The organism is Aurantibacter sp. (genome assembly GCF_039941195.1).
GTDB lineage: Bacteria > Bacteroidota > Bacteroidia > Flavobacteriales > Flavobacteriaceae > Aurantibacter_A.
This window is the reverse complement of the sequence record NZ_JBDVFA010000038.1, coordinates 1-15,783: the sequence shown is the minus strand read 5'-3', so window position 1 is coordinate 15,783 and position 15,783 is coordinate 1. Positions and strand designations below refer to the sequence as shown.

Sequence of the window (15,783 nt, the reverse complement as noted above, 5' to 3'; positions counted from 1 at the left end):
GTGTTCGATTCGCTAATTAATAAAACTATAAAAATATGCGAACATTTTTAAAAGAATGTTTTATATTTATAAGAATACAAAATTAAGTATTCTATGCGTATACTTGGATAATTATTATAACCAACTGATTATCTACGAACTAGCGACCATAAAATGATACAATACCTCTCAAACTATATTTTCCAATTCGTAAGAATTTTATTACTAAATTGTAAAAATAAAACCCCGTTTTGAAGGAAATAGATATACATTCACCCCTAAAAAAGTTCTTTGGCTTCAATAAGTTTAAAGGGCTTCAAGAAAGCGTAATACAAAATATAGTACAAGGAAATAATACCTTTGTTATTATGCCAACTGGTGGCGGAAAATCACTCTGCTATCAATTGCCAGCATTAATGCATGAAGGAACAGCAATTGTAGTTTCACCATTAATAGCATTAATGAAGAATCAAGTTGATGCCATACGTGGTATTTCTTCTGATTTTGGTATTGCCCATGTACTAAACTCTTCACTTAACAAAACAGAAGTGAAACAGGTTAAGGAAGACATTGTAAAAGGTACAACCAAGTTATTATATGTTGCTCCTGAATCTTTAACTAAAGATGAAAATGTTGAATTTCTACAATCTGTAAAATTATCTTTTGTTGCTGTAGACGAGGCCCATTGTATTTCTGAGTGGGGTCACGATTTTAGACCCGAGTACAGAAATTTAAGGTCGATTGTTAGTCGATTAGGTGAAAACATTCCAATTATTGGCTTAACTGCAACGGCTACGCCGAAGGTGCAAGAAGATATTATAAAGAACTTAGGTATTACAGATGCCAAAGTATTTAAAGCTTCTTTTAATAGACCTAATTTATATTACGAGGTACGGCCAAAAACCTCACAAGTAGATTCAGATATTATCCGTTTTGTAAAAAAGAATGCGGGTAAGTCTGGTATTGTGTATTGTTTAAGTAGAAAGCGAGTTGAAGAATTAGCTCAAGTTTTACAAGTAAATGGAGTTAGTGCTGTGCCATATCATGCAGGGTTTGATGCTAAAACAAGGTCTAAATATCAAGACATGTTTTTAATGCAAGATGTAGATGTAGTTGTAGCGACAATTGCTTTTGGTATGGGAATCGATAAGCCTGATGTGCGCTTTGTTATTCATCATGACATTCCAAAAAGTATTGAAAGTTATTATCAAGAAACAGGTAGAGCTGGTAGAGATGATGGTGAGGGGCATTGTTTAGCCTTTTATGCTTATAAGGATATTGAGAAGTTAGAAAAATTTATGTCTAACAAACCTGTAGCCGAACAAGAAATTGGTAATGCGCTCCTACAGGAAGTAGTAGCATACGCAGAAACGTCAATGTCTCGAAGACAATTTATGCTGCATTATTTTGGAGAAGAATTTGATGCTGTTAATGGTGATGGGGCCGATATGGATGATAATGCCAGAAATCCGAAGCCAACACAAGAAGCAAAGGATGAGGTTGTTCAATTAATAACGGCTGTTCAAGAAACGAATGAAAAGTTCAAATCAAAAGAGATTGTCAATACGCTTCTCGGTAATGTAAACGCACTAATTACGTCGCATAAAACGAACGAGAAAAAAGTTTTTGGCTCCGGAGCAGATAAGGATAAAGGTTATTGGATGGCACTTATTCGTCAAGTACTTGTGGCTAAATTGTTAAAAAAAGAAATTGAACAGTATGGTATTTTACATGTAACCGATTTAGGTAAAGAATTTCTAAAGAAACCTGAGTCGTTTATGATGACGCATGATCATGCATATGAAGAAACCGATACAAAAGACATTGTAGGTATAGAAAAAAGCAGTGGCGTTACGGATGAGAAATTATTGAAGCAATTAAAGTCGCTAAGAAAGTCGCAAGCAGATAAGTTAGGTGTGCCACCGTTTGTAGTTTTTCAAGACCCATCATTAGATGATATGGCTTTGAAGTATCCTATCACCACCGAAGAACTTTTAAATATTCATGGAGTAGGGGAAGGTAAAGCTAGGAAATATGGAAAACCTTTCGTTAAATTAATTGCGGATTATGTTGAGGAAAATGACATTTTAAGACCAGAAGATTTAGTAGTTAAGAGTACTGGTGCAAATTCAGCTCTAAAGCTATATATCATACAGAATGTGGATCGTAAATTACCACTAAATGATATTGCATCTGCAAAAGGGTTAGAAATTCCAGAGCTTATTAAAGAGATGGAACAAATAGTTTTTAGTGGTACCAAGCTAAATTTAAATTATTGGGTTGATGAAGTTCTTGATGAAGATCAACAAGAAGAAATTCACGATTATTTTCTTGAAGCTGAATCTGATGATTTGGATGAAGCTATGGAAGAGTTCGATGGTGATTATGAAGATGAAGAATTACGATTATATCGCTTAAAATTTATTAGTGAAGTGGCTAACTAATCCATTACATCTATAAAATATAAACCCCGAGCATATGACAATGCTCGGGGTTTTTTGTGTTAAAATAAAATTTGAATTATACTTCTTTTGCTTCAATAGCCATATCGCAACCATAAGTATCCATAAAGAAATTATCTAGGTCATCAGCCTTCAGTGCTAAGTTTTTTAGATTTTCTTTTACGATATCAGCACCATCTGTAAAAATGTCAGAAAGATGTACGCGATAGGAAATGTAGATTTTATTATCACTAACTCCTAGATAATAAGGATCAACATTTCTTTGTAATAGATACTCCATTAATTGCTCAAGATTCTGTTTTGGTAAATTATTTAATGGTGAAGTAGCAACAAGGTAATCTCGTTTATAAACGAATATTCGAATTAAGGCACTTCCCTGATGAAACTCCCAAAAATCTTTACCTGCTCTACCAAGAACCGGATTCATATCCAATTCTGTTAAAGACTCTTCAACAAAATTGGCAAAGTGACTTTTTTCAAATTCTTCAAATACAGTAATATCAACATCATTACCACAATTTGCACAGAATTCAGCTTCTTTGTCAGAATAGGAATCACAGCTATTACACTTTAAGCGGTATGCATTATCCGTAAATGTGAAATCAGATAGTTCTTTTATAAGGTCGGTATGCTTAATTCCAAATCCAACATTATCCGCATTTGTGAATTTTGAAGTTGTAACACCAACTAAATTTCCTGCTTCATTTAACATTGGACCACCAGAATTTCCTGGGTTTACAGCTGCATCTGTCTGTAAATATGCTCTCGATCCCATGGGTTGGTTTACCGCTGATACAATGCCTTCTGTAACTGTATAAGGCATTCCGAATGGGAAACCATGTATATATGTCTTAGACATATTATCAATAGTAACATCGGCTTCCAGAGTTAAATCACTATAGTTGTTTTCGAACCCTTCGATATGTAAAAAGGCTAAATCAACTTCAGGATTAACCATTACTACGTTAGCTACATGTCTATCTTTTTTATGGTCTTCAATTGCTACCAGTTTATTTCCGGCAACAACATGGTAGTTTGTAATTACTAAGTTATTTCCACTAACTGTGAATCCACTACCGGTTCCAGAAGCTGTTATTATTTTAAATATAGATTTTTGAATATTTTCCATGTTTTGTCTTTTTGCAAGTTATTTATCCGAAAAGTTTTGAGAACAATCCTTTTTTACCCGATTTTGTTGTTGTTTTCCCAAGCAAGAAACCATTATAGGTTTCTAATAACTTAGGAACAGCAATATGGGGTTCCAAACCAGAAACGGATTCTAAGGCACTATAAATGGCATTCTTGTGAATTTCTTCTAAATTGTAGTTGTAAATAAGATATTGGAAGTTGTACTGAAGAAAATAGGATAGTGCAAAATTGTCATTATCCTTAATATATTTATTAACAGTATTCTCCCAATTCTTTACTTCGTCTTGCAAAATTTGAGTTGAACTTCTCCATTTAAGAGAAATAAAAGAATCGGCATGGTAAATTTCGGTGAAGAAATCTTCTTTGGATTTCTCGCATAATTCCTGCATAAATTTCTTCCCTTTATCTATTCGATATTGAAAGTCTATTTGGCCATTGAACATATTATTAACATACTCTTGAAGTTTGGTTCTTAAATTACCATGCACGTAAGGCATATTTACCAATTTAAGAATCGAAATAACTGTGATGTCCCATTGAAAGGCATCCCATCTTTTCTCTTTAAAGAAATTACTATAGTTTTTATAATCTTCGGTTATTTGTGAAATTTGCTGCCAAACTTGATCTACCTCACTTCCAGTTAAAGGCTGCACATTTGCTTCTTTATAAAATGCTGCTTTATATTTGTCAACAAACTCGTCATCGTAATCATCTGCGTAAACACAAATTTCTCGAAGTATGTCATAAACTTTATTGGGTTGGCTTAATGCAATGGGCATCTCATATTCGAACCACAGCTCTTTGTTATTTAATTGTATTTGAGTCAACGTTAATGGGTGAAAATTTACTTCAGCTATTTTACGGTATAATGCTACTTTATTCGTGTTGTCAGTTACCCGTAGAAAAGGGGCTTTGACTAAAAATTTATCTTCACTAATTGTTACTTGAATTTCTGCAGACCCTTGTCCTTGTACAAAATTTAATGTGCCACTAGTGTCTTTATTGGAAAGTATTTCTGGATTTATATAATTTATAGTTTCGAGCAAAGCGTTTCTATAATCTTTTGCTTCATAGGCATCCATTGCCTTGTCCCAATGAGCGACTTCGGTTTTAGGTTCATTAATGCCCTGTATTGGCCTTTGAAATCTGGGTAAAACGTTTTTCATTTGAAGATATTTAGGTTTGTTGTTCAATTTGGTTATTACAATGGTATATGCTTTTAATTAAGGATTGAAAAATTCCTGTTTTATCCGATAAATTCAGTAAGGATTAAATAAAAGGCTATACAACAACGGGTGAGTACTTCATTTATTTTTTATTTCTAGAATTCAAGGGTGTTGTTCATCGAATAAGTCCAAAATGTTATAAATAAGCAGGGAGAGGAAGAGTATGTCGACTTCAAAATAAGAAAATAAAGCGTTACGATTGTTTACTATTATGAGACTCTTGTAGTAGTATAAAGTCAACAGGTTTTATTAATAAATTATCCTTAAAAGAACATAAGAACAATTTAAAGAGTCTTTTAAAAAAAGCTCCAATTAATAAAAATAACCTATAAAAAAGCGATTATCGGCCAGTACCACCACTTGGTTTAGCTCGTTTTAGCTGTCTCTTTATTTTTTTGATTGCAGTTTCAATAGATTTCTCTGGCTCAATGATATTATGGGCTCCCCAAAAATCTGGGTCAGCAAATCCAATGGCTTCATCACTTAGAATAATAGAAGATTTTATGCGATCTTTCATTTTCGGAAAATCTTCATTTTTATTCTTTTTCCAGTCTGTTACCGCCATTTCGCAGGTCATACTATAAACCGAGTTGAATAATTTTTTATCCCAATCAATTTTAAACTCAAGAAGTACATTACTATAACCGTAGTACCATTTATTATTTTTTTCTCGGTAATCTACTCGATATGCAACTTCTGTCGGCCAAACGTTGGCATTTCTAGGTTTTCGACGAACGAACATTCTAGCAGCTTCATCTTTATCGGTAATATTTAAAGTATATATAGCACTGGTGAGTATTTTGCGCTCCGCATCAATATAAAGTTTGCCGCGGTACAACGGATCAATTAGGTCTTGGCGTTGTTCAAAATTCACAATATATATTAACTTTCCATTTACTCTTGTGGAACCATCGAACGAATAATTATAATTTGATATTGACTCCTCTGCAAAAATATAATCTGGGTATTTCATTAAATCGACAAACAAGGCATTAAATGGTCCGCCTTGTAATTTAAGTGCTACCGTATCTAATTTATCATAGTCAGTGCTTTTACGAGCTTTATAAAGTTTAACGGCATCGCGTTTTTTAGTTGTGTAAGGCGTTTTATAAATGTTGACAACTGCTTCAGATAACGAAACATTTCTTTTTCTTTTTTTAATGGTTTCTCTATAAAAAGCGGTCATTAAAGTAGGGTCGTTAAAGTAATTTTCCCCTTTTTTAATAAGCGTTTCACGAACTAATTTTTCAGCATCTTTAGGTACGGCAATATTTACTTCAGATAGCTTAGTAATAGTAACGCTAAGAAATATTTTATTTCCGTCCACTTTTAATTGAGTTAGGGGTATTGTTTTAGACCCATATCCCAAAAAAGAAACTAAAATATTTCCATTCTTAACCGCAAGCGGTATTTTAAGGGAAAACTCGCCTTCTGTATTACTTATAGTGCTAATATTGGTGTTTTCAAGAGCTAAAGTCGCAAAGACTAATGGTTTTTTAGTATTCTCGTCTAAAACTTTTCCCTTATATTCTTTAAAGGTAGAAGCAGCACTTTCGTTTTTAGATTGAAAGGCAAAGGTGCTTATACAGCCAAAAACCAATATCAGTATAAATAGTAATGCTGATTTATTAAAGACGGTATGTTTTTGAAAATAATTCATAATTTTTGGACCGAAATTTTATGCATAACCAGCTTTTGTATAAAGTTCATAAGGTGGCTATGTTCCTAAGTTAGTGAATATTAGCGTAAAATTCTGTTAAAATTATATGATTTTCCAAACAATTACGCGTCATGAGTTTTGTGTGAATCAGAAACTAATCTTTTAATTTCATCTAACTCTGCTTTGGTAAGGTCACGATATTTACCAATAGGTATATCCAAGGATACATTCATAATTCTAACGCGTTGCAAATTTTTTACGCGATAGTCTAAAAATTCGCACATTCTCCTAATTTGCCTATTAAGACCTTGTGTTAAAACAATTTTGAAAGTATTATTATTAATTTTTTCAACCTCACATTTACGTGTAATTGTGTCTAAGATAGGTACTCCATTTCGCATTTTTCGGAGAAAATGCTCATTCACAGGTTTGTCAACTTGAACAATATATTCTTTCTCATGATGATTTCTAGCTCGTAAAATCTTGTTTACAATATCACCATCATTAGTAAGAAAAATAAGTCCTTCACTAGGTTTGTCCAACCTGCCGATTGGGAAAATACGTTTCGGATAATTTATATAGTCTATAATATTATCCTTTTCTACACGGGTGTCGGTAGTACAAACAATTCCAATAGGTTTATTGAATGCGAGATAAACAGGCTTTTCGTTAGGTTCAGATATTAGTTTGCCATCAACATGTACTTCATCACCTGGAGCTATTTTGGTTCCCATTTCTGGAACATTGCCATTAATAGTTACCCTGCCCTGGTCTATTAATTTATCTGCTGCGCGTCTTGAGCAATAACCTACTTCGCTGAGGTATTTATTTATTCGTGTTAGTTTAGGTTCGCTCATAAATATGCGGTACAAAATAAATTTGTTCAAAAGCAAAGATAGCTAATCGAATTCTCAGATTATGTATTGTAGTTCCTATTTGAAGAGGAAGGTAATTTCAAAATCATTATAATTTTTATTGTCATTTTGAGTAAAACTGACCGAAATGCCACAAAACACCAGAAGGGTAGTGCATGAATAATTCTTTACCCCAAACTTCATTTTTAATTTCAGAAAATCTTACTGCGGGAAATTTTTCAATTAATTTTCTGGCTAATAAATCTGATTTGCATTTTTCAACATCTTCAACTTCTAAAAAAAGCATCGAATTATTAATCCAATCTTTAACATAAGCATCTTGTAAATAAAAACTTAAATCTTCATTAATTACAAAAAGGCACATGTTTTGGCTAATTACAACTTCTTTAAATCCCAGAGCACAATAGAATGCTTTTGACGTAGCATAGTTTTTAGCACCTATAAATGAGCGAATACTTTTGGTTTTGTAGTTTATCATTTATTCCGAAAATAAAATTGTTGGACTAAAACATAGTCTTCTTATTGATAATTAATGTGTTTTTAAATTTAATTCGTAGGTATAAAATTGCCTTCCAATTTCTGCCAAAAACGGTAATGCTATGGAATCATACTCATATTGATTATCATTAAATATCTGATTTTTATTTGCGTGTATTGTCGCGGTAAGCATGAATTCTACATTGTTCTTAGAATCTAAAATATAAGCGCAATCCGTTAAGGTGCCGTATGCAGCACCTATTTTATTGTAAATTTTTAGATATTCCGGTATATTTTCATTTGTGTCCCCGAATAAGAAAAACTTACTGTATCCATCAAAATAGATAGAAGGGTCATAACCAACTGTTCTGGGGAGTTTATGCATTGCTTCTAGCAAAAATTCTCGTTGATTATCCGTTAAATTAAATCGCTCTTCTGGATTGAAGTTTTCAGGAAAAATTATTCTTTTTAGAAGTGCATGTTGCGATTCAATGGGGTAATAATTTTTTAAACTAAAATCAAAAGGTTCTAATAGCAGAGAATCATCTTCAATGTAACCAATTCCTTTTTTTAATTTATTGAGCTCTAGTTTTTTTGGATAGGGATTAACTGTACCTTTGTAGTTAATAGTAGTACTGTCGTTTAGGTAAATCACTAAAGGAGTTGTCGCCGTGTCATCGAAATGATAACCTAATCGATGAGAAATTCGTATTGGAGCAACTCCTCTTTTTTTCATTCTTCTGTTGAGGTCTTCTTGCCCTAAATATTCAATTAACCTGTTGTTTGCCTCGTTATTGCTAACAGCAAATATTGCGGATATAGCCTCAGTAAAAGTAGTTTCAATGGAATCACCTTCAACATAAAAACGACTATTTCTATCTAATGAATCATTTTCATTCAATTTTTCTAAAGTTGCTACGGCAGCAGGAAATTTTACAGTACTTGCTGGATAGAAATAATTTAAACTATCAACCTGAAAGCTATAATCTTTAAAAATTACACTATCATTCCTACGAATAATATGAGTATATAAAATTTGGACTTCAAACTGCTCAATACTATTTAAAACGCTCTTTATTTTATTATTCTTGGTATTTAAAACAAATTGCATAGGGTCTGTTGAAGACACTACTTCTTCTTTACAAGAATAGTTTAGAACAAATACTATTGAAAACAGAATTAAGAATATTTTATTTGTCAGATTTGAACGGATCCTCATTCAGTGTAAATTTCTCCACGATGGGGTTTTAGGGCATCGCGTACAGTTATCATATCAATTTCGTTTACGACCATATATGCTATGCTATGCATGTCATTTACTTGTTGAATACCAGTGATATTTAGCTCTATTTTTTCAGCAGCTATATATTCCTTTAAATGAATATCATGATGTTCAGCTATTTTGAGGGCATCCATTCCTCGAAAATCCCAAATCAATTTTATTTTCTTCAAAAGTCTTAAAATCTGTGTTTATAATAATTAATCAATGTAATAAATATGTATTCTAAATCAGCATTCTAACGAACTAAATATCTGTTAAGTAGAAAAATGTTGATTGTCCGCCAAAATGTATTTGTTATTTTTGCGCCATGCAAATTAAAATGGTGTATTCTAAAATTACATTTATAGCAATTGTTTTTGGACTTTTATTGGTTATACCAAGTTCTTGTGGTCTAAAGAACAAAGAGGCGGGCGGTGTATTAGCCCGCGTAGGTCAAAATTATTTATATGTTGAAGATGTTACTCCGCTATTGAATAAAAATCTTTCGGAACAAGACAGTGCTACTATAGTTTCTAACTTTATAAATAATTGGGCAGCCAAACAGCTTTTATTAGATAAGGCAAGAATTAACCTATCTGAAGAAAAATTGGCAGAATTTGACGCACTTGTTAATGATTACAAGGCCGATTTGTATACAAGAGCATATAAAGATGCCTTGGTATGGAAAGGTACCGATTCAACCATAAGTAGTTCTCAATTGCGCAGTTTTTATGAGAAAGAAAAGGAGAATTACAAGTTGAAAGAACGTATCGTTAAATTGCGATTTATTCAATTGCCAAAACAATTTTTAAATAAAAAGAAAGTCAGTAGCAGTTTAAAGAGTTTTTCTTCAAAAGATAAAATTTATCTCGATTCGATTGCGGTACAGTTCAGTAAAATGAATTTTAATGATTCGTTGTGGATTGGGGCCTCAAAAGTGATTAAGGAGATACCACCTTTAAACCGAGATAATGAGAATAAATACCTAAATAAATCACAATTTTTCGAACTAGAGGATGCAAAGGGGCTATATTTGGCAATGATTTTGGAGGTTCGAGATGTAAATGACGTTGCGCCTCTATCTTATGTTGAACCTACTTTAAGACAAGTACTCTTAAATAGACGTAAACTAGAGTATGCAAGAAAACTTAATGCTGAAATAATTGATGAGGCAATTAAGGATAAAGATTTTGAAATTTATGGAAAAAGTGAATAAGTATATTTTAACAGCATTTGCTATTATATCTTCAGGATTTATAGCGGCACAAGAGATTAGTGATACTGTATCTGATGCCAATACAGGTGTAATAGATGATGTGTCAGCTGATTCAATTGCAACAAGTACGGCAGAAGTAAAATCACCACCGTATAAACGCACGAAAATTGATGGTATCTCAGCAGTAATTGGTGATTATGTAATATTAGAATCTGATGTTGAAAAAGCGCTGATTGACCTTAAAACCCAGGGCGTTTCAATGGCCGATGTTACCAGATGTGGTCTTCTTGGTAAATTAATGGAAGATCGTTTGTACGCCCATCAAGCAGTACAAGATAGTTTATTGGTATCTGATGATGAAATAGCCGCACAAAGTGATCGACAGCTACAAGGGTTAGTTCAACAAGTGGGTTCTATGGAAAAAGTGCTTAAATTTTATAGAAAAGAGGACGAAGCAAGTTTAAGACAAGAAATTCAGAAAATAAATAAGCTTCAAATGCTTTCTGGTAAAATGCAGCAGAGTATTGTTGAGGGTATTGAGATTACCCCTGAAGAGGTGCGACAATTTTTTAATAAAATACCAGAAAGTGAACGACCTGTATTCGGTGCTGAGATGGAAATTTCTCAAATTATAAAACAGCCGAAAGCAACAGCGGAAGAAAAACAACATACTATTGATAGATTGAATGCTATTAAAGAAGATATTGAGGATAACGATGCAAGTTTTAATGTAAAAGCCATATTGTACTCAGAAGGTCCCTCCAAATCGAATGGTGGTTTACTTGGAGTGATAACCAAAGATTCAGGATATGACAAGGATTTTAAAGATGTAGTATTTGGTTTGCGAGAAGGTGAAATCTCAGAACCTTTTGAAACACAGTTTGGATACCACATTGCATTTGTCGAAAAAATTAGAGGGCAAGAGCGTGATGTAAGACATATTATTATGCAACCGGAGATTTCACAAGAATCAATGGATAAAGCAAAAAGAGAGCTAGATACCATTAGAAAACATATTAACGAAGGTAAATATACTTTTGCTGCCGCAGCCCGGAACTTTTCTGATGAAAAAGAGACTAAGTTTGATGGTGGACTTTTAAGAAACCCACAAGATTTTAGCTCTCGTTTTGAGCTTACTAAAATGGATCCAGCTTTATATAATCAAGTTAGAAATTTAAAGGATAATGAAGTTTCTTATCCTATTTTAGAAGAGGACCCTAGAGGTGGTGCTTCGAAATATAAATTACTGCAAGTAACCAATAGGTATGATGAGCATACTGCTGATTTTTCTAAAGATTATATGAAAATCCAACAGTTGGCCAAAACAGAAAAACAATACGAGGCTATTAAAAAGTGGATGGATGAGCATATTGAAGACACCTATATTAGTGTAAATGGTAGCAGTAGAGATTGTGAGTTTGAGAACAATTGGCTAAAAGCAGAGTAAGCATGTCAGATGTAACTGCGGTTCAAAACTTAGTCAAAAAGCACGAAGCCCTCAAAAATGAGATTGCTAAGGTCATAATTGGACAAGACACGGTTGTTAATCAAATTCTGTTATCCATTTATACTGGTGGCCACTCCTTATTAATTGGTGTGCCAGGATTGGCAAAAACCTTAATGGTTAATACTATTGCCAAAACATTAGGATTAGATTTTAAGCGTATTCAATTTACGCCAGATTTAATGCCTAGTGATATTCTCGGCAGCGAAGTATTAGATCAAAATCGAAATTTTAAATTTATAAAAGGGCCGGTATTTGCGAATATAATTTTGGCAGATGAAATAAACCGGACTCCACCAAAAACACAAGCAGCGCTATTAGAGGCCATGCAGGAGCGTTCCGTTACAATTTCAGGACAACGGCATCAATTAGATCTACCATATTTTGTTTTAGCAACGCAGAACCCTATTGAACAGGAAGGTACATATCCACTTCCAGAGGCTCAATTGGACCGTTTTATGTTTGCTATTGAGCTAAAATATCCAACAAAAGCAGAAGAGATAGAGGTAGTAAAAAATACAACCTCAGATATTTCTATTAAGGTAAACGCTCTGTTTAATGCTGATGAAATTATACAAGTACAGCAGCTTGTTCGCAGAATTCCTGTTCCAGACAATGTTATTGATTATGCAGTAACATTGGCGAGTGCTACCAGACCTAAAGAAGATGGTGCTTCAGATTTTGTGAAACAATATCTAGATTGGGGCGCAGGGCCAAGAGCCTCTCAAAACTTAATATTGGCGGCAAAAGCCCATGCGGCTATATCGGGTAAATTTTCCCCAGATATTGAAGATGTTAAGGCAGTGGCTCATGGAATTCTTAAACATAGAATTATTAAAAATTATAAAGCCGAAGCTGAGGGCATTACGGAAGAAAATATAATTAATAAGTTGTTGTAAGTTTCTTTATTTTTTCTTCACTAAAAAACGAAATTCATAGAATTTTATTCCATTTTTTCCGTTTATTGTGAACTGAAATTAACAATTGCGTAAAGTCTGTTAAAGCTTGTATATTTACTTAAAATTGTAATGAATTAAGAAATAGACTCCTGAGAATTACCACTTATTAATTTCAGCAAACTTAATAATCTAATCACTTTTTAATGAGCATTTATAAAGATTACCTAAAGGAGATTGAAGAACGCAAAAGTCAAGGTCTTCATCCAAAGCCAATTGATGGCGCTGAATTGCTTAGCAAAATTATTGAGCAAATAAAAGATGTAGATAACGAGTATAGAGAAGATTCTCTTAACTTTTTCATCTATAATGTTTTGCCGGGAACTACAAGTGCTGCCGGTGTTAAAGCGAAGTACTTAAAAGAAATTATTTTAGGAGAAGAAGAAGTAGAAGAAATAACACCTGCTTTTGCTTTAGAGCAATTATCTCATATGAAGGGAGGACCTTCTGTAAAAGTATTGTTGGACCTAGCGTTAGGAACGGATTTGGCTATTGCAGCAGAAGCTGCCAAGGTTTTAAAAACTCAAGTTTTTCTATATGAGGCAGACACAGATCGTTTAGAAAATGCCTATAAAAACGGCAGTGCTATTGCAAAGGATATTATTGAAAGTTACGCACAAGCAGAGTTTTTTACCAAACTTCCAGAAATTGACGAAGAAATTGAAATAGTAACTTACATTGCTGGAGTAGGTGATATTTCTACAGATTTATTATCTCCAGGAGGAGACGCTCACTCACGTTCAGATAGAGAATTACATGGTCAATGTATTTTCGAGCATAACAAAGACATGCAAAAAGAAGTATTGGCTTTAAAGGAGCAACATCCTAATAAGCGAGTAATGCTAATTGCAGAAAAAGGAACAATGGGAGTCGGTTCTTCAAGAATGTCAGGCGTGAATAATGTGGCCTTGTGGACAGGAATTTCTTCTAGTCCCTACGTGCCTTTCATTAATATTGCTCCGGTAATTGCAGGTACCAATGGTATTGCTCCAATATTCTTGACAACAGTTGGAGTTACAGGTGGAATTGGTTTAGATCTTAAAAACTGGGTCATCCAAAAAGATGCGGAAGGAAAAACAATTCGTGATGAAGACGGTGAACCAGTATTAAAAGAAATGTATTCTGTAAAAACAGGCACCGTACTTACCATCAATACCAAAGAGAAGAAATTATACCACGGTAAAGTGGAATTGAAAGATATTTCTGCAGCATTTACGCCACAGAAAATGGAGTTCATGAAAGCAGGTGGTTCTTACGCCGTTGTTTTTGGTAAAAAATTGCAAACCTTTGCCTGTAAAACTTTAGGAATTGATGTTCCTCAAGTATATGCAACTTCAAAAGAAGTCTCAATTGAAGGACAAGGTTTAACGGCAGTAGAAAAAATATTCAATAAAAATGCAGTTGGTACTTCTGGTGCTACCTTACACGCAGGTTCTTACGTTCGTGCTGAAGTAAATATTGTGGGTTCTCAAGATACTACTGGTTTAATGACCTCTCAAGAACTAGAGATGATGGCTGCAACGGTTATTTCTCCAATTGTTGATGGAGCGTATCAATCAGGTTGTCATACAGCTTCGGTTTGGGATGATAAATCTAAAGCAAACATTCCAAGGTTAATGAGTTTTATGAACGACTTTGGTTTAATTACCGGTCGTGATCCAAAAGGGAAGTATTTCCCAATGACGGATGTTATTCATAAAGTATTGAACGATATCACAGTTGGAGATTGGGACATCATTATTGGTGGTGATTCTCATACCCGTATGTCTAAAGGAGTTGCTTTTGGAGCAGATTCAGGAACAGTTGCCTTAGCATTAGCTACAGGTGAGGCTTCTATGCCAATTCCGGAGTCGGTTAAAGTGACTTTTAAAGGACAAATGAAATCTTACATGGATTTCCGTGATGTTGTACATGCTACACAACAACAAATGTTACAACAATTTGGTGGTGAAAATGTATTCCAGGGTCGTGTAATCGAGGTTCATATCGGAACATTAACTTCCGATGAAGCCTTTACATTTACAGATTGGACAGCAGAAATGAAAGCAAAAGCTTCAATCTGTATCTCAGAAGACGATACGTTAATCGAATCGTTAGAAATTGCAAAAGGTCGTATCCAAATCATGATTGAAAAGGGTATGGACAATGCAAAAGGAGTGCTTCAAGGACTTGTAGATAAGGCAGATACTAGAATTACAGAACTTAAAACTGGTATTAAACCGTCTTTACGTCCAGATGCTAATGCTAAGTACTATGCTGAAGTTGTAATTGATTTAGATGAAATTGCTGAACCAATGATTGCAGATCCAGACGTAAATAATGAAGATGTTTCAAAACGTTATACGCATGATAACATTAGACCATTATCGTATTACGGCGGAACTAAAAAAGTGGATTTAGGTTTCGTAGGATCTTGTATGGTACATAAAGGTGATATGAAAATATTAGCTCAAATGTTGAAAAACGTAGAAGCACAACAAGGTAAAGTAGAATTTAAAGCGCCTTTAGTTGTTGCACCTCCAACGTACAATATTGTTGATGAGTTAAAAGAAGAAGGTGATTGGGAAGTATTACAGAAATACTCAGGTTTTGAATTTGATGATAGCGCACCAAAGGGTTTGGCACGTACTAAGTACGAAAACATGTTATACTTAGAGCGTCCTGGCTGTAACCTTTGTATGGGTAATCAGGAAAAGGCTGAACCTGGAGATACGGTAATGGCAACATCAACTCGTTTATTCCAAGGTCGTGTAGTTAAGGATACAGGTGAGAAAAAAGGTGAATCTTTGTTGTCATCTACTCCAGTAGTAGTATTATCTACTATTTTAGGAAGAACTCCTACAATGGAAGAGTATGAAGCCGCTGTGGATGGTATCATTTTAACGAAGTTCAAACCTTCTACAAAGCAATTGGTTAGATAGTTATACCATATAATATAATTGATTTAAGGCCTGAGGATACACCCTCAGGCTTTTTTGTTGCGTTTTTTATAATCATTCTTAATTTCATATGAGCTCA

Annotated in this window: 12 protein-coding genes; 5 read left to right on the top strand and 7 right to left on the bottom strand. The window is 33.9% G+C overall.

Features of this window, described 5'->3' with window-relative positions; translation table 11 throughout:
* Positions 1–230: 230 nt before the first annotated feature.
* A complete protein-coding gene (locus tag ABJF52_RS07185) occupies positions 231–2,423 on the top strand; it encodes an ATP-dependent DNA helicase RecQ (protein WP_348148398.1) in 2,193 nt (730 codons plus the stop codon).
* A 76-nt stretch (positions 2,424–2,499) separates the two neighbouring features.
* On the opposite strand, the gene ABJF52_RS07180 is transcribed toward ABJF52_RS07185, so the two are convergent.
* The 7 genes from ABJF52_RS07180 to ABJF52_RS07150 form a co-directional block, all read right to left on the bottom strand.
* Positions 2,500–3,570, bottom strand: a complete 1,071-nt coding sequence (locus ABJF52_RS07180; protein WP_348148395.1) for a trypsin-like peptidase domain-containing protein — start codon at positions 3,568–3,570, stop codon at positions 2,500–2,502.
* Between the two features lie 22 nt (positions 3,571–3,592).
* Positions 3,593–4,756: a hypothetical protein gene (locus ABJF52_RS07175; RefSeq protein ID WP_348148393.1), complete on the bottom strand. Its 1,164-nt coding sequence runs from the start codon at positions 4,754–4,756 to the stop codon at positions 3,593–3,595.
* A 400-nt stretch (positions 4,757–5,156) separates the two neighbouring features.
* A complete protein-coding gene (locus tag ABJF52_RS07170) occupies positions 5,157–6,476 on the bottom strand; it encodes a carboxypeptidase-like regulatory domain-containing protein (protein WP_348148390.1) in 1,320 nt (439 codons plus the stop codon).
* A 122-nt stretch (positions 6,477–6,598) separates the two neighbouring features.
* Positions 6,599–7,333, bottom strand: a complete 735-nt coding sequence (gene rluF, locus ABJF52_RS07165) for a 23S rRNA pseudouridine(2604) synthase RluF (protein WP_348148387.1) — start codon at positions 7,331–7,333, stop codon at positions 6,599–6,601.
* A 121-nt stretch (positions 7,334–7,454) separates the two neighbouring features.
* Positions 7,455–7,829 carry a glyoxalase gene (locus tag ABJF52_RS07160; protein ID WP_348148384.1) on the bottom strand — a complete coding sequence of 125 codons (375 nt, stop codon included), beginning with the start codon at positions 7,827–7,829 and terminating at the stop codon, positions 7,455–7,457.
* A 51-nt stretch (positions 7,830–7,880) separates the two neighbouring features.
* Positions 7,881–9,047 (bottom strand): serine hydrolase, encoded by a 1,167-nt coding sequence (locus ABJF52_RS07155; RefSeq protein ID WP_348148381.1) that lies wholly within the window; start codon positions 9,045–9,047, stop codon positions 7,881–7,883.
* On the bottom strand, positions 9,044–9,244 hold the full coding sequence (locus ABJF52_RS07150) for a hypothetical protein (protein ID WP_348148445.1): 201 nt from the start codon (positions 9,242–9,244) through the stop codon (positions 9,044–9,046). The genes ABJF52_RS07155 and ABJF52_RS07150 overlap by 4 nt, the downstream gene beginning before the upstream one ends.
* 185 nt (positions 9,245–9,429) lie before the next feature.
* Here ABJF52_RS07150 and ABJF52_RS07145 point away from each other — a divergent pair, with 185 nt between their 5' ends.
* The 4 genes from ABJF52_RS07145 (at position 9,430) to ABJF52_RS07130 (ending at position 15,686) form a co-directional block, all read left to right on the top strand.
* The gene (locus ABJF52_RS07145) at positions 9,430–10,305 is read left to right on the top strand and encodes a peptidyl-prolyl cis-trans isomerase (RefSeq protein ID WP_348148378.1); all 876 of its coding nucleotides are present in this window, start codon (positions 9,430–9,432) and stop codon (positions 10,303–10,305) included.
* The gene (locus ABJF52_RS07140) at positions 10,289–11,752 is read left to right on the top strand and encodes a peptidylprolyl isomerase (RefSeq protein WP_348148375.1); all 1,464 of its coding nucleotides are present in this window, start codon (positions 10,289–10,291) and stop codon (positions 11,750–11,752) included. Before ABJF52_RS07145 ends, ABJF52_RS07140 begins: the two co-directional genes overlap by 17 nt.
* Before the next feature lie 2 nt (positions 11,753–11,754).
* Entirely contained in the window at positions 11,755–12,708 is a 954-nt protein-coding gene (locus ABJF52_RS07135) for a MoxR family ATPase (protein ID WP_348148373.1), read from the top strand.
* A 203-nt stretch (positions 12,709–12,911) separates the two neighbouring features.
* Positions 12,912–15,686 carry a bifunctional aconitate hydratase 2/2-methylisocitrate dehydratase gene (locus tag ABJF52_RS07130; RefSeq protein WP_348148370.1) on the top strand — a complete coding sequence of 925 codons (2,775 nt, stop codon included), beginning with the start codon at positions 12,912–12,914 and terminating at the stop codon, positions 15,684–15,686.
* Positions 15,687–15,783: the final 97 nt, after the last annotated feature.